The sequence below is a fragment of the Amycolatopsis solani genome, from assembly GCF_033441515.1.
Lineage (GTDB): Bacteria > Actinomycetota > Actinomycetes > Mycobacteriales > Pseudonocardiaceae > Amycolatopsis > Amycolatopsis solani.
Window position 1 is genome coordinate 2367711 of sequence record NZ_JAWQJT010000001.1, and the last position, 19591, is coordinate 2387301.

At 72.2% G+C, this 19591-nt stretch carries 8 protein-coding genes; 7 read left to right on the top strand and 1 reads right to left on the bottom strand.

Annotation, left to right across the window (positions count from 1 at the left end; translation table 11 throughout):
• Nucleotides 1-188 precede the first annotated feature (188 nt).
• Nucleotides 189-1154, top strand: a complete 966-nt coding sequence (locus SD460_RS11845; RefSeq protein ID WP_318306149.1) for a ParB/RepB/Spo0J family partition protein — start codon at nucleotides 189-191, stop codon at nucleotides 1152-1154.
• A gap of 6 nt (nucleotides 1155-1160) precedes the next feature.
• Here SD460_RS11845 and SD460_RS11850 read toward each other — a convergent pair whose 3' ends face one another.
• Nucleotides 1161-1832 (bottom strand): TetR/AcrR family transcriptional regulator, encoded by a 672-nt coding sequence (locus SD460_RS11850; protein WP_290049792.1) that lies wholly within the window; start codon nucleotides 1830-1832, stop codon nucleotides 1161-1163.
• Nucleotides 1833-1911: 79 nt separating this feature from the next.
• On the opposite strand from SD460_RS11850, the gene SD460_RS11855 reads away from it, so the two are divergent.
• The 6 genes from SD460_RS11855 (at nucleotide 1912) to SD460_RS11880 (ending at nucleotide 19528) form a co-directional block, all read left to right on the top strand.
• A complete protein-coding gene (locus SD460_RS11855) occupies nucleotides 1912-4221 on the top strand; it encodes a S9 family peptidase (RefSeq protein WP_318306150.1) in 2310 nt (769 codons plus the stop codon).
• Between the two features lie 95 nt (nucleotides 4222-4316).
• Nucleotides 4317-10652 carry a non-ribosomal peptide synthetase gene (locus tag SD460_RS11860; RefSeq protein WP_290049796.1) on the top strand — a complete coding sequence of 2112 codons (6336 nt, stop codon included), beginning with the start codon at nucleotides 4317-4319 and terminating at the stop codon, nucleotides 10650-10652.
• Nucleotides 10653-10738: 86 nt separating this feature from the next.
• A complete protein-coding gene (locus SD460_RS11865; RefSeq protein ID WP_290049848.1) occupies nucleotides 10739-12277 on the top strand; it encodes an MFS transporter in 1539 nt (512 codons plus the stop codon).
• A 105-nt stretch (nucleotides 12278-12382) separates the two neighbouring features.
• Nucleotides 12383-16987 (top strand): non-ribosomal peptide synthetase, encoded by a 4605-nt coding sequence (locus tag SD460_RS11870; RefSeq protein ID WP_290049798.1) that lies wholly within the window; start codon nucleotides 12383-12385, stop codon nucleotides 16985-16987.
• 34 nt (nucleotides 16988-17021) lie between these two features.
• Nucleotides 17022-18257 carry a metal-dependent hydrolase family protein gene (locus SD460_RS11875; RefSeq protein ID WP_318306151.1) on the top strand — a complete coding sequence of 412 codons (1236 nt, stop codon included), beginning with the start codon at nucleotides 17022-17024 and terminating at the stop codon, nucleotides 18255-18257.
• A gap of 41 nt (nucleotides 18258-18298) precedes the next feature.
• Complete coding sequence (locus SD460_RS11880; protein WP_318306152.1) at nucleotides 18299-19528, top strand: MFS transporter; 1230 nt, start codon at nucleotides 18299-18301, stop codon at nucleotides 19526-19528.
• Nucleotides 19529-19591: the final 63 nt, after the last annotated feature.

Consider the following 19591-nt stretch of genomic DNA (forward strand, 5'->3'; position numbering starts at 1 on the left):
TGACCGGCAGGGCAGCGTCGGTCATCTGAGTTTACCCCTAGCCGTCGTCCGGGGAGGATGCGCTTGGCGGGGAGTACCGGTTTTCCACACGATAGGTTCGTTCGGTCGCCGTGACAACGGAGTCGAGCAGAATCGGCACGTGAAGCGGTTGTCATCGGGCGGAGCGGCTTTCGCATCCGGGGGGATCCATGACCGTGACTGCAGTTTCGGCGGAGGAAAACACCGCCGACCCGTTGAACCGTGAATCTCGGTTCTATTCGAACGTCGTGAACGTCCCGATCCGGGACCTGGCACCCTTCGCGGCGGCGCCGCGGACGGTGGAGGACGCCGAGCACGTCCGCCTGCTCGCCGAGTCGGCGATCGCGCCGCCGCCGATCGTCGTCCACCGGGCGACGACGCAGGTCATCGACGGCCTGCACCGGGTGCGGGCGGCGCAGTCGCGCGGCGAGACGACCATCGCCGCGGTCTTCTTCGACGGCGACGTCAAAGAGGCGTTCGTGCTGGCCGTCAAGCTGAACGCGATGCACGGCCTGCCGTTGACGCTGGCCGACCGGAAGGCCGCGGCGCGGGAAATCCTCTTCCTCTACCCGCAGTGGTCGGACCGGCGGATCGCGGGGGTCGCCGGGCTCTCGCCCAAGACGGTCGCCGCGATCCGGCGGCGGTCGGACGGGGAAATTCCCCGTCCGACCGGCAGGCTCGCGAGCAACGGGGTGCTGTACCGGTCCACCGAGCAGGCGCGGCGGCGGGCCGCCGAGCTCTTCGAGGCCGACCCGGACGCGTCGGCGCGCGAAGTGGCGCTGGCGGCCGGGGTGTCGGTCACCACGGCCAAGGACGTGCGCAAACGCCTGCGCGGCGGGGAAGAACCGGTGTCCCGCAAGGAGAGCAAGCCGGCTCGCGCCGCCGCGATCGGCACCGCCGGGCCGGGCGCGGACCCCGCCTACGTGCTGGACCGCATGCGCCGGGACCCCGCGCTGCGGTTCACCGAATCCGGCCGCGCGGTGCTGCGCTGGCTGGAGGTCCCGTTCGGCGGCGCCGACCTGAAGACGGTCGTGGACAAGATCCCGAGCCACTGCGCGCCGGGCCTCGCCGAGGTCGCCCGGCAGCGGTCGCGCGACTGGGACCAGCTGGCCGAGCTGCTCGACCACTGCACGTGAGCGGCGTCAGGCGCCGGCCGCGCGGGACCCCGGCGGGTCGAAGATCCAGTCGAGCCAGCGGCCGAAGACCTCTTCCTGGTTCATCCGCGGGACCTGCTCGTTGACCTGGCGCAAGGTCGGGAACTGCTCGGGGTCCAGGTCCCGGAAGCGGCCGCGGACGCGGTTCCAGCCGGGGAGGTCCTCGGGGTCGGTCCGGCGCGGGTACATCAGCGCGCTGCCGAGGACGAACCGCTGCAGGCCGCTGAACACCATGACGGCCGTCTCGATGTCGTAGCCGGCGTCGAGCATGCCCCGGTAGATCCGTTCGCCCATCAGGAGCTGGTGCGGGCTGTCGAGGGCGTGCTCGAGGGTGATGTTCACCAGCCCGGGGTGGGCGACCAGGGCCCGGAAGTACTGCCGGGCCAGTTCTTTCGCCCCTTCGACGCCGGTTTTCTCCGGCGGTCCGATCTCCGCGAAGACGTCGTCGACGAACGCCGCGAGCAAGGCGTCCTTGTCCCGGAAATGCCGGTAGAGCGCCATCGGGTCGACCTTGAGCTCGGTCGCGATGGCGCGCATCGTGACGGCGTCCACGCCCTTCTCCGCGACCGTCGCCGCCACCGCGTCGAGGATCCGGCGGCGGTTGAGGGACCCGCGCGGCGTCGTCGCCCGTGCGGTGGTCTTCGCGGGTTTTTCGGTCACGTGACCAGCCTAATCGACCGCGCGGAGGCTCGGAGCGGGTAGTTGTCTACGGCGTAGACTATGCCGTATCGTCGCGCTCATGGAGCGCACCCTTGCCGCCGAGGACTACCGGCGGGCGGAGCAGATGCTGAGGCCGCGCCGGGCTTCGCTGATCACCGGCGTGGCCGGCCCGCTGACGTGGTCGTCCCGTCCGGATTCGTTCTGGTACGCGACTTCGAGCGCGGACGGCCCGGAGCACGTGCTGGTCGATCCGGTCGCGGGCACCCGGCGACCCGCCTTCGACCACGGCCGGATGGCCGCCGCGCTGGCGGCCGCGACCGGGGAACCGGTCGAGCGCGAGGCTCTGCGCTTGTCGCTGCTCGACGTCGAAAGCGCCGCCGTGGTCGTCGAATCCGGCGGCCGCCGGTGGCGGGTATCGCTCGAGGACTACGCGTGCACGCCCGCGGAAGCGCCGGTTTCTGCGGCCCTCGGGGAATCCCGCTCGCCGGACGGGCGGTGGACGGTCTTCGTCCGCGACCACAACCTGTGGGTGCGCGACGAAACGGGCGCCGAGTCACCGCTCACCCACGACGGCTCGGCCGACAACGCGTACGCCACCGAAACGACGTTCTGGCAGCACCGGTCGATCATGCGCAAGGCCGGCGCGGTCGCGCCCCCGGTGGTGCTGTGGAGCCCCGACGGGACGAAGCTGGTGACGCACCGGATCGACGAGCGCGAGGTCGAGCTGCTGCACCTGGTCGAGTCGGCGCCGGAAGGCGGCGGCCGCCCGGTTTCGCACGCCTACCGGTACGCCATGGCCGGCGAAGAGAACCAGCCGATGCTGCACCTGGTCGTCGTCGACCTGGAGCGTCGGACGGTGACGCCGTCGGACGCCGAGCCCTTCCACGCGTCGTTCCGCTCGCCGCTGGCGTGGGACCGGGCGTGGCTGTCGGCCGACGGCGGGACGCTCTACTACCTCGATCCCGGCCGGTTCTACCTGCGCCTGCGGCTGGTCGCGGTGGACCTCGCGACGGGCGGGTCCCGGGTGGTCGTCGAAGAAAGCGGCCGGACCCGGGTCGAGCCCAACCAGCAGATCTTCCAACCGCCCCTCGTGCGCACGCTGGCGAACGGGGACGTGCTCTGGTACTCGCAGCGCGACGGCTGGGGGCACCTCTACCGGTATTCCGCTTCGGGGGTCCTGGTCAACCAGGTGACGAAGGGTGCTTGGGCGGTAAGGGAAATCGTCCACGTCGACGAGGACGCCGGCGTCGTCTTCTTCACCGCGGCCGGCCTGGTCGACGCCGACCCGTACGTCCGGCAGCTGTGCCGGGCCGAGCTGGACGGCAGCGGGTTCACCCGGCTGACCGACGACCTCGACGACCACGTCGTGCTGGCCGCGCCGTCGGGCCGCTACCTGGTCGACACCGCGTCCCTGTCCGACCGGCCGCCGGTCGCGGTGGTGCGCGACCGGACCGGCCGGGTGGTGGTGGAGCTGGAGCGGGCCGACGTCTCCGCGCTCGAACGGGCCGGCTGGACACCCCCCGAGCGGTTCACGGTCAAGGCCGCCGACGGCACCACCGACATCTACGGCCTCCTGTGGCGCCCGTACGGGTTCGACCCGGAGCGGCGGTACCCGGTCCTCGACCGGATCTACCCCGGTCCGCATTCCCAGCACGCGCCGCCCGGGTTCGACAACACCGGCACCGGCGACTTCGAGGCGTACGCGGCCTTGGGGTTCGCCGTGGTCTCGGTGGACGGCCGCGGCACACCGGGCCGGGACAAGGAGTTCCACGACCTGTCCTACGGGCACATCGACGACTTCGGCGGGCTCGACGACCACGTGGCCGCCATCACCGAGCTCGGCAGGCGGTACCCGTGGCTGGACACCGGGCGCGTCGGGATCACCGGCAATTCCGCCGGCGGGTCCGCCTCCGTGCGCGCCGTGCTCGCGCACCCGGACTTCTACCGGGTCGCGGTCGGGGTGTCCGGGTGCCACGACCCGAGGCTGCAGCTGCCGTGGTGGGGCGAGGTGTACCAGGGCCCGTACGAACCGGAGCGCTACCGCCGGTGCGTCAACGCCGAATTCGCCGGGAACCTGCGCGGAAAACTCCTTCTGATCCACGGCGAGCTCGACGACAACGCGCTGCCGTACCAAACGCTGGGATTGGTTGACGCCTTGATCGCGGCGAACAAGGACTTCGATTTGCTGATGGTGCCCGGCGCCGGGCACACCATGTTCCACCGCGAGGCTTACGTCACCCGGCGGAAATGGGACTACTTCGTCCGCCACCTCATGGACGCCGTCCCGCCCGCCGGGTACGAGCTGGCCGAAATCCCGTCGGGATCGCTGGCGTGGGCCCGTTCACTGAGCCCGAAGTTTGACGATCCGAAGCGGAGCGTGCCAAGGTGATTCCACTCGGAAAGTGCTCGATATAGCCGCCGAATTCTCCGTTCAAACAAATTCCGCATCTGGGGGATGCTGTGCCCGCCACTGAATCGCTCCGATTGTCCGCTGCCCAGCAGTCCATCTGGTTCGCGCAGAAACTGCGGCCGGAGCTCCCCAATCTGACCGCGGTGTACTGGGACGTCGACGGCGAGGTGGACCTGCCGGTGCTGCGCGCGGCGTTCCGCGACGTGCTGGCCGAAGCGCGGCCGTTCCTGACGAACTTCGACGAGGACGAGCAGGGGCCGTACCAGTTCGTCCGCGACGACGTGCCCGCCGACGCCGTCCTCACCGACGTCAGCGCGGAACCGGACCCGGTCGCGGCGGCGCTGGCGGCCATCGCCTGGCACCGGCGGGCCCCACTCGACCTCGCGACCGACACCCTGTGCCGGGTCGGCGCGGTGAAGCTCGGGCCGTCCCGGTTCTTCGTGTTCGTCGCCATGCACCACCTGCTGAGCGACGTGTTCGGCTACACCGTTTTCATGCGCCGGGTGGCGGCGGTCTACTCCGCGAAGCTGGCCGGCACCCCGGCCGGACCGACCGAGTTCACCGGCCCCGAAACGCTCGTCGAGGCCGATCACGACTACCAGGGGTCGGCGGCCGCGGACGCCGACCGGGCGTTCTGGCAGGAGCGGCTGGCCGCCGTCGCGGCCCCGGTTTCGCCGGCGGGCCGGCGCACGCCGGGGCGCGTCGGCCTCGAACACCACGTGCTGCACGTCGAAGCCGCCGAACTCGGGCGCTGGCGGGCCGGCGCCGACGCGCTCGGGCTCCGGTTCTCCAGCTACTTCATCGCGAGCCTCTCGGTGTTGCTCCAGCGGCTTTCCGGTGCGGACGACTTCGCCGTCCGGCTGACGATGGCCAACCGGACCGGTGCGACGAAGACGCAGCCCGGGCTGCGCGCGGGGTTCGTCCCGCTCCGGGTCTCGATCCCGCAGGCGGCCCCGTTCGCCGAGGTCGCCGGGCGGATCGCCGCCGAGGTGCGCGAATCGGTGCGGCACTCCGGGTGCTCGACGTCCGACGTGATCGCGGCCGCCGGCTGGTCGGTGAGCGAGCACCTCGGGCCGGTGCTGGGGATCCTGCCGTTCTCCGACGCGCTGGACTTCGGCGGCGCGCCGGGCGCGTTCGCCATCGAGTCGGCGGGCGTGGTCGACGACCTGGCGGTCACCGCGTACGAGGACAAGCGGACCGGCGGGCTCGTCGTGCGGTTCGACGCGAACGCGGCCCGGTACGCCGCCGCCGACCTGGCCGCGCTGGCCGGGCGGTTCCAGGCGGTGATGACGCAGATCGCCGCCGACCCGCGGACCGCCGTGGGCCGGCTGACCGCGCTGCTGCCGGGCGAGTGGGACCGGCTGGCCGAGTGGGGCCGCACGGCCGCGCCCCAGGCGAACCCCGCGACGGCCGGGCGGTTGTTCGCCGAGCGGGCGGTGTCGGGCCCGGACGAGACGGCCGTGGTGCTCGGCGGGGAAGCGCTTTCGTACGCGGAGCTGGACGAGCGGGCGAACCGGTGGGCGCGCTTCCTGGCCGGGCGCGGGATCGGGCCGGAGTCGATCGTCGCGGTGGTGCTGCCGCGCTCGCTCGAACTGGTCGCGGTGCTGCTGGGGATCTGGAAGGCCGGCGGGGCCTACCTGCCGATCGACGCCGGGTACCCGGCGGAGCGGATCGGCTTCATGCTCGGCGACGCGGGCGCGCGGCTGGTGCTGACCACCGAAGAGCTCGCCGGTGCGGCTTCGGGCTTCGACGTACCCCTGGTCGCGATCGACGCCGAGGCCGTGCGCGCCGAGGTGGCGGCGTGCCGGGGCGACGCGGTCGCCGACCGGCTGGAGCCGTCGAACGCGGCGTACGTGATCTACACGTCCGGCTCGACGGGAACGCCCAAGGGCGTCACGGTTTCCCAGGCGGCGGTCGCCGACCTGGCCGCGGCGCCGGTGTACGCGTCCGGACGGCACCGCCGGGTGCTGGTGCACTCGCCGCTGGTGTTCGACGCCTCGACCTATGAGCTGTGGGTGCCGCTGCTGGGTGGCGGGACGGCGGTGCTGGCCCCGCCCGGGAGGCTGGACCCCGCGGTCATCGGGGAAGTCCTGGTTTCCCAAGGGGTTTCGGCCTTGTTCATGACGACCCGCCTGTTCGAGCTGCTGGTCCGCGAGAGCCCCGGCGTCTTCGACGGCGTCGACGAGGTCTGGGTCGGCGGCGAGGAGATTCCCGCCGAAACCCTCTCCCGGGCCATGGAATCCGTCGCGGCGACGATCACCAACGGCTACGGCCCGACCGAAGCGACGACGTTCGCGGTGACGCGGCCGTTCGCGGACCGGGCGGACGTGCCGGACGGCCCGGTGCCGATCGGCAAGCCTCTGCCGGGGATGTCCGCGGTGGTGCTGGACCCCGGGCTGAGCCCGGTACCGCCGGGGGTGACCGGCGAGCTGTACGTCTCGGGTGCCGGGGTCGCGCGCGGCTACCTGCGCCGCCCGGGCTTGACGGCGGCGCGGTTCGTGGCGAACCCGTTCGACCCCACCGGGTCCCGCCTGTACCGGACCGGGGACCTCGTGCGGTGGACCGCCGACGGCGAGCTGGTGTACCTCGGCCGGGTGGACGACCAGGTGAAGATCCGCGGGTTCCGGATCGAACCCGGGGAAGTCGAAACGGTACTGGCGGCCCACCCGTCGGTCACCCAGGTGGCGGTCGTGGTGCACGGCCGCGCGGGCGAGCAGGACCGGGCGGACCGGCAGCTCGTGGCGTACGTGGTGGGCGACGCCGACCCGGCGGAGCTGCGCCGGTTCGCCGGTGCGCGGCTGCCGGAGTACATGGTGCCCGCCGCCGTGGTCGTGCTGGACAGCTTCCCCTTGACCGCCAACGGGAAGCTCGACCGGCGGGCGCTGCCCGAGCCGGAGTTCGCCCGGGACCGCTACCGCGCGCCGCGGACCGAGCGGGAGAAGCTCCTGGCCGACGTGTTCGCCGAGGTGCTGGGGCTCGACCAGGTCGGCATCGACGACAACTTCTTCGCCCTCGGCGGGCAGTCGCTGCTCGCGGTCAAGCTGATCACCCGGATTCGCGGGCTGCTGGCCGTCGAGGTGCCGATCCAGGTGGTCTTCGAAACCCCGACCGTGGCCGGCATCTTCGAGAGCCTGGACTACCGGACGGAGGTCCGGCCCGCGCTGCTCGCCGGGCGCCGCCCCGAGCAGCTGCCGCTGTCGTTCGCGCAGCGCCGCCTGTGGTTCCTGTCGCGCTTCCAAGGACCGTCTTCGACCTACAACGCGCCCTTGCTCGTGCGTCTCTCGGGCCAGCCGGACGTGCCCGCGCTGCGGGCCGCGTGGGCGGACGTCGTCGCGCGGCACGAGAGCCTGCGCACGCTGATCGCCGAGGACGACCGGGGCGAGGCGTTCCAGCGCATCCTGCCGGCGCACGAGGCCGACGTGCCGTTCGCCGAGCTCACCGTGTCCGACGGCGAGCTCGACGCGGCGATCGACGCGCAGGTGCGGCACAAGTTCGACTTGACGGCCGAGATCCCGCTGCGGGTGGCGCTGATCCGGCACGACGGCGACGAGCACGTCCTCCTCGCGCTGCTGCACCACATCGCCGCCGACGGCTGGTCGACCGCGCCGCTGGTGCGCGACCTGTCCGAGGCGTACACGGCCCGGCTGGCCGGGCACGCGCCGGAGTGGGCGCCGCTGCCGGTGCAGTACGCCGACTACGCCTTGTGGCAGCGGGAACTGCTGGGTTCGCAGGCGGACCCGGAAAGCGTGCTGGCCCGGCAGTTCGAGTACTGGCGCACCGAGCTGGCGGGGGTGCCGCAGCCGCTGCAGCTGCCCCTCGACCGCCCGCGCCCGCAGAACATCTCCTACGACGGCGACTTCGTGCGGTTCGTGGTCGGCACCGCCGAGTTCCGGCTCGTCGAGGAGCTGGCGCGCAAGCACGACGCCACGGTGGCGATGGTGTGGCAGGCGGTGCTGGCCGTGGTGCTGCACCAGCTCGGCGCCGGCGACGACATCACCATCGGCTCACCCATCGCCGGGCGCACCGACGACGCGCTCGACGACCTCGTCGGCATGTTCATCAACAACGTCGTGCTGCGGGCCGACCTGTCCGCGCACCCGACCTTCGCCGCCGTGCTGGACCAGGTGCGGGAAAAGGCGCTGGCGGCCTACGAATACCAGGACACCCCGTTCGAGCTGCTGGTGGAACTGCTCAACCCGGAGCGCTCGACCGCTTACGCGCCGCTGTTCCAGGTGATGCTGTCGTGGCACAACACCGCGGCCGCGGAACTCGAGCTGCCCGGGCTGAAGGGCACGGTCCGGTGGATCGGGAACGGGTCGTCGAAGTTCGACCTGACGATCGATCTCATCGAGGCGCTCGACGCCGCCGGCGACCGCGTGGTCGAAGGCCGCATCGAGTTCGCCACCGCCTTGTTCGACCGCGAGACCGTCGAACGGCTGGCCGAGCGCTTCCGCGCGGTCGTCCGCCAGGTGACGGCCGACCCGGCGGTCGTGGTCAGCCAGGTCGACGTGCTGGTGCCCGCGGAACGCGCGCTGACCGCGGCACGGGCCGCCGCGCCGGTCGAGCTGCCGGCCGCCACGTTGCCGGACCTGTTCGCCGCGCAGGTGGAACGGACGCCGGACGCCCTCGCGGTGGTGTGCGACGGCGTGGAGCTGACCTACCGCGAGCTGGCGGACCGGGTCGACGGGCTGGCGCGCGTGCTGCGCGGCCGGGGTGTCGGCGTGGAATCGGTCGTCGCGGTTTCGCTGCCGCGGACGGCGGAGCTGGTGGTGGCGCTGCTGGCCGTTCTCCGGGCCGGTGGTGCGTACCTGCCGCTGGACCCGGGTTATCCGGGGCAGCGCCTGGAGTTCGTGCTCGGCGACGCCCGGCCGGTCCTGCTGATCACCGACACCGCGACGCGCGAGAAGCTGCCGAGGACCCTGCCGCCCACACTCCTCGTGGACGACGTCGCCGAGCAGCCCGAAGCCGGTGCGCTCGACGGCGGTGCCGGGCCGCGGAACCTCGCCTACGTGATCTACACGTCGGGGTCGACGGGCAAGCCCAAGGGCGTCGCCCTCGCGCACGCCAACGTCGTCGCGTTCGTCGCCCAGGTGACCGAGCGGATGGGCGTGGCACCCGGCACGCGGATGCTGGCCAGCACGTCGGTCAGCTTCGACGTCTCGGTCCTGGAGCTGTTCGGGGCGCTGTGCACCGGCGGCACCCTCGAGGTCGTCCGGGACGCGCTGGTGCTCGCCGAGCGCGGCCGCTGGTCGGGCGGGGTGATCAGCACGGTGCCGTCGGTCTTCGCCGAGATGGTCGACAGCCTCGAAGGCTCGGTCACCGCCGACACGATCGTCTTCATCGGCGAAGCACTTCCGACGTCGCTGGTGAAGCGGGTGCAGAAAGCGCTACCCGGCACCACGATCATCAACGGCTACGGCCCGACCGAAACGGCGGTCGCCTCGACCGAGCACGCCCTCGCCGAGCCGTGGGAATCCCGGCCGTGGACCGCGGCGGACGCCTCGATGCCGATCGGCACCGCACTGGACAACGAGCGCGTCCACGTGCTCGGGCCGGGGTTGCGGCCGGTGCCGGTGGGGGTCGTCGGCGAGCTGTACATCGCCGGAGCCGGGGTGGCCCGCGGCTACCGCGGGCGGGCCGGCTTGACGGCTTCGCGGTTCGTCGCGGACCCGCTCGACCCGGCGGGCGGCCGGATGTACCGGACGGGCGACCTCGTCAAGTGGGGCGACGACGGGCTGCTGCGGTACCTGGGGCGGGTCGACCACCAGGTCAAGGTCCGCGGCTTCCGGATTGAACCGGGCGAGATCGAAGCGGTCCTCCTGGAGCACCCCGCGGTCGCCCAGGCGGTCGTGGTGGCGCGCGGTGCCGGCGAAGGCACCGGCCTGCTCGTGGCCTACGTCGTCCCCGCCGACGGCGCGTCGATCGGCGAGGTCGCGGAGCTCAGCCGCGTGGTGGCCGGGGAAGGCGCGGCCGTCCACGACGTCGCCGAGCTGCGCAGCCACGTCGGCGCCCGGCTGCCGGAGTACATGGTGCCGTCGGCCGTGGTGGTGCTGGCGCAGCTGCCGCTGACGGCGAACGGGAAGCTGGACCGGCGGGCGCTGCCCGAACCCGAGTTCAGCCAGGCGCGCTACCGCGCCGCCCGCACCCCCGAGGAGCGGAAGCTGGCCGAAGCGTTCGCCGAAGTGCTGGGCCTCGACCAGATCGGGATCGACGACAACTTCTTCGAGCGAGGTGGCCAGTCGCTGCTGGCGGCCCGCCTGATCGCCCGGATCCGCTCGATGATGGGCGTCGAGGTGCCGATCCAGCTGATCTTCGAAGCACCCACCGTCGCCCGGTTGGCCCAGCGCTGGAACGACCTGCGGGCGTCCAACCGGCCTCAGCTCCGCCGCAGGAGTCAGGAAGCGGGTTGAGAAAGCGGCAACGCCGGATCGGCCCCCGGAAATCGAAGAAGAAAGATGGCATGAGTACAGCAACGAAATCCGTTCGATCGCCGGCGATGATCCTCGCCGTCCTGTGTGTCTGTGTCGTCGTGATCAACATGGACACCATGATCGTCACCGTGGCGCTGCCCGAGCTGGTCGACCAGCTGCACGCCAGTACCGTCGACCTGCAATGGGTTTCCGACGCCTTCAACCTCGTCTTCGCGGCGCTGGTGATCGCCGCCGGGAGCCTCAGCGACCGGTTCGGCCGCCGGGGCGCGCTGATCTTCGGCCTGGCCGTGTTCACCGTGGCCTCCGGCCTGGGTGCCTACGCGAGCACGGCGGGCGAGCTGATCGCGGCGCGGGCCGTGATGGGTCTCGGCGCGGCCTTCATCTACCCGACGACCCTGTCCATCCTCACGACGGTCTTCGTCGAGCGGAAGGCGCGGGCGGCCGCGATCGGGATCTGGGGCGCGTGCTCGGGGATCGGCATGGTCCTCGGCCCGCTCGCCGGCGGTGCACTGCTGCAGTCGTTCTGGTGGGGCAGCATCTTCCTCGTGATGGCGCCGATCGGCCTGGTCGCGCTGGGGCTCACCGCGGCGTTCGTGCCGACGTCGCGCGATCCGGAAACGCCCGCGCTCGACAAGAGCGGTCTCGTCCTGTCGTGTCTGGCGTTCGGCATCCTCGTCTACACCATCATCGAGGCGCCCGCTTCGGGCTGGGGCAGCGCGCGCGTGATCGCCGGCTTCGTCGCGGCCGTCGTGCTCTTCGGTTCGCTGTACGTGCGTGAGATCAAGGCACGCACCCCGATGCTCGACGTCCGGCTGTTCCGCGACGCGCGCTTCTCGGCGGCCTGCGGGGCGATGACGATCGCGACGTTCACGTTGATGGGCCTGACCTTCCTCCTCACGCTGTACCTGCAGTTCCTGAAGCTGTACTCCCCGCTGGAGACCGGCTTGCGGTTCATCCCGGTCGCGGTCGGCATGGTGATCGGGTCGATCCTCGGCGGGAAGCTGGCCGTGCAGTGGGGTTCCCGGATCGTCATCACCGCCGGGCTCGGCGTGCTGACCCTGCTGTTCGTGTGGTTCACCGGCGAATCCAACGACACGAGCTCCGCGGTCCTTGCCCTCCAGATGACGCTCATCGGGGTCGGCCTCGGCACGGTCGGCGTGCCCGCGACCGACGCGATCATGCGGGTGGTCCCGGCGGCGAAGGCGAGCGTCGGCTCGGCGATGAACGACGCCACCCGCCTGCTCGGCGGCACGCTCGGCATCGCGATCGTCGGCAGCCTCTTCCAGTCGCTCTACACCCACCACCTGATCGGCGAAGCGGTGCCGGGGCTGCCGCCGGAGTCGCTCACCAAGGCCCAGGACTCGATCGGCAACGCGATCACCGAAGCCGCGCGGTACACCGCCGACGGGCAGCCGGCGCTGGCGGACCGGCTGATCGGTGCCGCGCAGTCGAGCTTCTACGACGGCTTCCACACCGCGGCCTGGACCCTCGCCGGCCTGGCCGCGGCCATGGTCGTCGTCGCGTGGTTCTGGCTGCCCGCCGAGAAACCCGAGCAGCCGGCGGCCGCGGAACCGGCGGCGGAGCCGTCCGACGCCGAGGCCTGACCGAGGTCGACCCGCTCCCGGGCACTGCCGCAGCGCGTGCCGGGGAGCGGGTGCCCGAACCCTTCCACCGCGCTGGTGGAGTCCGAGAATTCCTGGGGGAATCCGATGATCCCGTTGTCGTACGCGCAGCGCAGGCTGTGGTTCCTGCACCAGTTCGAAGGCGCCTCGGCGGCGTACAACATCCCGTTGATCATCCGGCTTTCGGGTGCGCTGGACGTGCCGGCGCTGCGGAGCGCGGTGGGGGACGTCCTCGAGCGCCACGAGAGCCTGCGGACCGTCGTCGTGCCGGACGAGCGCGGTGAGTCCTTCCAGCGGGTGAAGCCGCTTTCCGAGCTGCCGCACGAACTCCCGGTGACCGACGTGGCGGCGGACCGGGTGGACGCCGTCGTCGGCGAGCTGGCCCGGTACGAATTCGACCTGGCCGCGGAGACACCGTTGCGCGTGACGCTGCTGCGGTCGTCGGCGACCGAGCACGTGCTCGCCCTCGTGCTGCACCACATCGCGGGCGACGGGTGGTCGACGCGGCCGCTGATCCGCGACCTCTCCGAGGCGTACACCGCGCGGTGCGCCGGGCAGCCACCGCGGTGGGAGCCGCTTCCCGTGCAGTACACGGATTACACCCTGTGGCAACGGGAACTGCTGGGCGACGAGAACGACCCGGAGAGCGTGACGGCCAGGCAGCTCGAGCGCTGGCGGGCCGAGCTGGCCGGCCTGCCGCAGCCGATCACGCTGCCGACGGACCGGCCGCGCCCGGCGTCGGCGGGCGGCGACGGCGACACGGTGTGGTTCTCGATCGACGGGGACCTGCTCGAAGCCGTCGAAGAGCTGGCGCGCAAGGAGGGCGTGACCCGGTCGATGGTCATGCAGACGGCACTGGTGGTGCTGCTGCACCGGCTCGGCGCCGGCGACGACATCGCCGTCGGGGCGCCGACCGCCGGCCGGATCGACGAGGCGCTTTCGGAGCTGGTCGGGTTCTTCGTCAACAGCTGGGTGCTGCGCGTGCGGGTGGGCGAGCAGGACACCTTCGGCGACCTGCTCCAGCAGGTCCGCCGCCGGGCGCTGGCCGCGTACGCCGACCAGGACGCCCCCTTCGAACTGCTGGTGGAGCTGCTCGACCCGGAGCGCTCGACCGCCTACCACCCGCTGTTCCAGGTGATGTTCGCCTGGCACGACATCGAGCTGCCGGTGCTGGACTTCCCCGGCGTGCGGGGCCGCATCGAGATGGCCCAGACCGGCACCGCGAAGTTCGACCTCGACTTCAGTCTGAGCGAGGTCGCGCAGCTGCCGGGAACGGGGCAGCGGGGGGTGCAGGCCAAGATCGAATACGCGACCGCCCTGTTCGACCGCGGCACGGTCGAGGCGATCGGCGCCCGGTTCACCGGCGTGCTGCGGGCGATCGTCGCCGACCCCGGTGCCGCCGTGCGCCGGGTCGGCGTGCTGCTGCCGGGTGAGCAGGACCGGCTGGCCGGGTGGGGCCGCGTGAGCGGGACGCCGGTGGCCGAGCCGGTGACGGTGGACCGGCTGTTCGCCGAGCGGGTGGCGGCGGCACCCGGCGCGGTCGCGATCGCCGCCGGCGCGGTGAACGTGACGTACGCGGAGCTGGACGCGGCGTCCAACCGGTGGGCGCGGTTCCTGGCCGGGTGCGGGATCGGGCCGGAATCGGTGGTGGGCGTGGCGGTTCCGCGTTCGCCCGAACTGGTCGCGCTGCTGCTGGGCGTGCTGAAGGCGGGCGCTGCCTACCTGCCGATCGACACCGGGTACCCGGCCGAGCGGATCGGCTTCATGCTGCGGGACGCCGGCGCGCGGCTGGCGGTGGCCACCGACGAGTCCGCCCCGGCGCTGGCGGGCTTCGACGTGCCGGTGGTGTCGGTCGACGACCCCGTCACCGGCGCCGAGCTGGCGGCGTGCGCGGACGACGCGCTCACCGCCGCCGACCGGCGGCTGGGCCGTCCCGAGCCGGGGAACGTGGCGTACGTGATCTACACGTCCGGGTCGACGGGGACGCCGAAGGGGGTCGCGGTGCCGCAGGCCGCGATCGCGGACCTGGCCGCCGAGCCGGTGTACGCGAGCGGGCGGCACCGCCGGGTGCTGGTGCATTCGCCGCTGGTGTTCGACGCCTCGACGTACGAGCTGTGGGTGCCGCTGCTGGGCGGGGGGACGGCGGTGCTGGCCCCGCCCGGGCAGCTGGACCCGGCCGTGATCGGGGAAGTCCTGGTTTCGCAACGGGTTTCGGCGCTGTTCATGACCACTCGCCTGTTCGAGCTGCTGGTCCGGGAGCGTCCCGAAGTCTTCGACGGGGTCGACGAGGTCTGGGCCGGTGGCGAGGAGATCCCCGGCGAGACGCTGTCCCGGGCGCTGAGCACGGTCGCGGCCACGGTCGCCAACGGCTACGGCCCGACCGAGACGACGACGTTCGCGGTGACGCGACCGTTCGCGCCCGGTTCGGCGGTGGCGCCCGGTCCGGTGCCCATCGGCGTTCCGCTGGCCGGGATGTCGGCCGTGGTCCTCGACGAGGGCCTGCGGCCGGTGCCGCAGGGGGTGACCGGTGAGCTGTACCTGTCCGGCGCCGGGGTCGCGCGCGGCTACCTGCGCCGCCCGGCGCTGACGGCGGGGCGGTTCGTGGCGAACCCGTTCGGGGTCCCGGGATCGCGGCTGTACCGGACCGGGGACCTGGTGCGGTGGAACGCCGCCGGTGAGCTGGTGTACCTGGGCCGGGCGGACGGCCAGGTGAAGCTCCGGGGGTTCCGGATCGAGCTGGGCGAGGTCGAAGCCGCGCTGGCGGCCCACCCCGCGGTCGCCCAGGTGGCGGTCGTGGTGCGGGGCCGTGCCGGCGAGCCGGACGGGCCGGACCGCCGGCTGGTCGCCTACGTCGTGCCCGGCGGAGGGACTTCCCCGGCCGCGCCGGACGAACTGCGCCGGTTCGTCGGCGGGCGGCTGCCCGAGTACATGGTGCCGTCGGCCGTGGTCGAGCTGGACCGGCTGCCGCTGACGGTGAACGGGAAGCTGGACCGCCGGGCGCTGCCGGAGCCGGACTTCGCCCCGGAGCGCTACCGCCCGCCGCGGACCGGACAGGAAGAGCTGCTGGCCGGCGTGTTCGCCGAGGTGCTGGGCCTCGAGCGGGTGGGGATCGACGACAACTTCTTCGAGCTCGGCGGCGACAGCATCGCGTCCATGCAGGTGGTTTCGCGGGTGAAGGCGCTCGGGCTGGCGATCACGCCGCGCCAGCTGTTCGAGCACCGCAGCATCGCGAGCCTGTTCGAAGCGCTGCCCGCGGACGCCGGTCGCGGCGACTGGACGGCGCCGGACGAGCCGGACGCCCGGGAGCCGATCCCGCTGCTGCCCGCGGCCCGGTCGCTGCTGGAGTCCGGGCCGCACCCGGGGTTCGCGCAGTGGATGACGTTCGAACTGCCCGCCCGGACCGACGAGAAGGTCTTCCACGACACCGTTTCCGCGCTGGTCGACCGGCACGAGCTGCTTCGTTCCCGGCTGGTCGTCAAGGGCAGCCAGGAGAGGTGGGGCCTGCTGCCCGTCGGCGCGGACGACCTGCCGCTGACCCGGCTCGTCCACCGCGTGACCGGCTCCGGGCGGTGGGACGCCGAACTCGCGGCCGCGCTCGGGCGCCTCGACCCGGAAGCCGGCGTCATGGTCCAGTTCGTGTGGTTCACCTCGGTGGACGGCGAACCGGACCGGCTCCTGGTCATCGCCCACCACCTGCTGATCGACGGCGCCTCCTGGCAGATCCTCGCCGAAGACCTCGGGACCGTGTCGGCCCAGGTGGCGCGCGGGGTGCGGCCGAGTGCCGTCCCTTCGGGGACGTCGATGCGCCGGTGGGCCACGGCGCTGGAGGCCGAAGCGCACAGCGCCTCGCGCACCGCCGAGCTGCCGGACTGGGTCGGGATCCTCAGCGGCCCGGACCCGCTGTTCGGCGCGCACCGGCCGGACCCGGAGAAGGACCTCTGCGGCGGCGAATCCATGCTGACGGTCGAGGTCCCCGTGCCGGTGACCAAGGCGGTGGCCAAGGCCTTGCCGAAGGCGCTGGGCGGCGGGCTCACCGACGGCCTGCTGGCGGCACTGGTGCTGGCCGTGGCGCGGTACCGCCGCGCCCGCGGTGACCACCCCGGCTCGCTCCTGGTCCAGCTCACCGGGCACGGGCGCGAGGAGGAGCTGGTGCCCGGTGCCGACCTTTCGCAGACGGTGGGCTGGTTCGCCAAGGCCTACCCGGCGCGCGTGGACATCGCCGGGATCGACCTCGACGAGGCACTGGCCGGCGGGCCCGCGGCGGGCGAGGTCGTCCGCGCGGTCGGGCGCCAGTTGCGCGCCGTGCCCGGCGGGGGGATCGGCTACGGCCTGCTGCGGTACTTCAACGACGACACCGCGGCGGAGCTGAAGAAGTACGACGGCCCGCAGTTCGGCTTCAACTACATGGGCCGGTTCTCCGCCGGTGGCCAGTCCGAAAAGGACAGTGGCGGCGCGTGGCGGGCGGTGCCGGGCAGCCTCGGCGCGCAGCGGGACCCGGACATGCCGGTGCCGCTCGCCGTGGACGTCAACGCGCTGATCGTGCAGTCGGGTGCCGGGCCGGTGCTGAAGGGGCTGTTCACGTTCCACGAAAACATCGTCGACCAATCCGTTGTCGAAGAATTGATGCGGATGTGGGTCGAAGAACTGACGATGCTCGCGCAGTTCGCGGCAAAAGTCCCGGCTGTTTCCTGAACCGGCCGCCGCGCGGAAAACCTGGGGGAAAACGATGCCGGTGACGACTTTGTTCCGCAATGCCGCCGTGCTGGACGCCGAGCGCGGCGAACTGGACGGCGACCGGTCCGTACTGGTGGTCGGCGACCGGATCGCCGAAGTCGGCGCGGCGAACGAAGTGCGGCCGCCGAGCCCTGACCGCGTCGTCGACCTGCGCGGGCGCACGCTGATGCCCGGCCTGGTCGACGCGCACGTGCACGTCTACGTGCAGAGCATGGACCTGTCCCAAGTGGAGTCGTGGCTGCCGTCCTACCTGGTGCCGAAGGCGGCCAAGGCATTGGGCGAGATGCTGCGGCGCGGGTTCACCACCGTCCGCGACGTCGGGGGCGCGGACTTCGCGCTCGCCCAGTCGATCGAGGAGGGCCTGGTCGCCGGGCCGCGGCTGATCCACGGCGGCCCGGCGCTGTCGCAGACCGGCGGGCACGGCGACTTCCGGTCACGGGGCGACTTCGGCACCCACGGCTGCCTGCGCTGCCCGACCATCTTCCGGCTCGCCGACGGCACGGACGAGGTGCGCCGGGTCGTGCGGGACGTGCTGCGCGGCGGGGCGCACCACATCAAGCTCATGCTGTCCGGCGGAGTGCTTTCGCCGACCGACAGCATCACGTCGGTGCAGTACACCGCCGAGGAGATCGCCGTGGCGGTGCGCGAGGCGGGTGCCGCCGGGAAGTACGTCACCGGCCACACCTTCCTGGCCGGCGCCATCAACTCCGCGCTGCGCCAGGGTGTCCGGTGCGTCGAGCACGGCAACTTCATCGACGACACCTCGGTCGAGCTGTTCATCGAGCACGACGCCTTCCTCGTGCCGACCCTGACCATCGTGCGCGCCATCCAGGAACTCGGGCCGGCCATGGGCCTGTCCGGCGAGGTCCTCGCCAAGAGCGCCGAAGTCTTCGACGCCGGGATGACGGCCCTGGAGCGCGCGCACCGCGGCGGGGTGAACCTCGTCTACGGCACCGATCTCCTGGGCGATCTGCAGACGCGTCAGCTGGAAGAGCTGACGCTGCGCGCGGAGGTCCAGCCCCCGGCCGACCTCATCCGCTCGGCCACGACCACCCCCGCGCGGCTGCTCGGCATGGCGGGCGAAATCGGCGTCGTCGCGCCGGGGGCGTACGCCGACCTCCTCGTCGTCGACGGCGACCCGCTGGCCGGCATCTCCGTCCTCACCGCACCCGAACGGCATCTGAACCTCGTCATGAAGGCCGGAACCGTCTACTACGACACCATGTGAAGGCGCAGCGGCGCCGGGTCGGTGTCTCGAAGGATGCAACGATGCCACCAACTGTCCGGAAGACCGTCTTCTTGTTGTTCGCCGCTTACGCCGTCGACCTGATCGACCGGCTCGCGATCGGGAACGCCCTGCCGCAGATCGGCGCCGACCTCCACCTCGACCACGCGCAGCGCGGGCTGGCGGTGTCGGTGTTCTTCGTGGCCTACGCACTGGTCCAGATTCCCGGCGGGCTGCTCGCGGACCGGTTCGGCGCGGTCCGGATGTGCGTCTTCGCGATGCTCGCGTGGTCGGTGTGCACCGGGCTGACCGCCGTGGCCTGGTCGTTCGCCGCGTTGCTCGCGACCAGGGCGGCGTTCGGCGTGATGCAGGGCATGTTCCCCGCGGCGTCGGTGAAAGCGCTCTCCGAGCGCACGCTGCCGGAGCAGCGCAACACCGCCAACGGCTGGGTCAACGCGTCGAGCTCGTTCGCGATCCTGGGGGCAGGCCTGCTCGCCGCGGCGATGCTGCCCGCCATCGGCTGGCGCGGGATGTTCCTCGCCATTTCCGGCCTCGGCGTCCTGGTGGCGCTGGCGTGGAAGTGGTGGCTGCCGCCCGCGTTGCCGGAGCCGGAAACGGCCGGCCTCGGCCCCACGCCGTCGCGGTGGGCGTTCGTCCGGTCGCCCGCGATCATCGGCTGCGCCACGCTTTCGTTCGGGTTCAACCTGCTGGCCTGGGGCGTCACCACGTGGGTGCCGAGCTACCTGACCGAGGAGCGCGGGGTGCCGGTCGGAACCGCGGCCCTGCTGATGACCCTGCCGACGGTGCTGGGCGCGGGCACCATCATCCTCGGTGGCCGGCTGGCCGACCGCCTCGGTGGCCGGCCACGGGTGGTCGTCGTGCCCGCCATGGCCGTCGTCGGCGTGCTCGAGCTCCTGCTGCCGATGGCGGGCTCGGTGACCTGGTTCATGGTCGTGCTGACGTTGCTGTACTCGACGCTCGGGTTGTGCCTCACGTCGTCGTTCTCGGTTCCCTTGCGCGCCTTGCCGACCCGGTGGCTCGGGCTCGTGGCGGGCCTGGTGATGTCCGGCAGCCAGCTGGCGGGAATGGTGGCCCCGTACGCGTTCGGCTTCGTCGTCGACCACGCGTCCTACCGCGCCGGGTTCGCCATGCTGGCGGTCGGCCCGGTGATCGCCATTGTCGCCTCGATTCTGGTGCCGCAGAACGCCGAAGCATTCCGGGCGGCGATCCGCCGTCGAATTGGGACGACCTTGACTGCCCGCAGCGGGGCGTGACAGGATCGGAGATATCGGGGAGCGCAGTTCATTGAATTTCCTTCACTGCGCTACTGGGGTGGC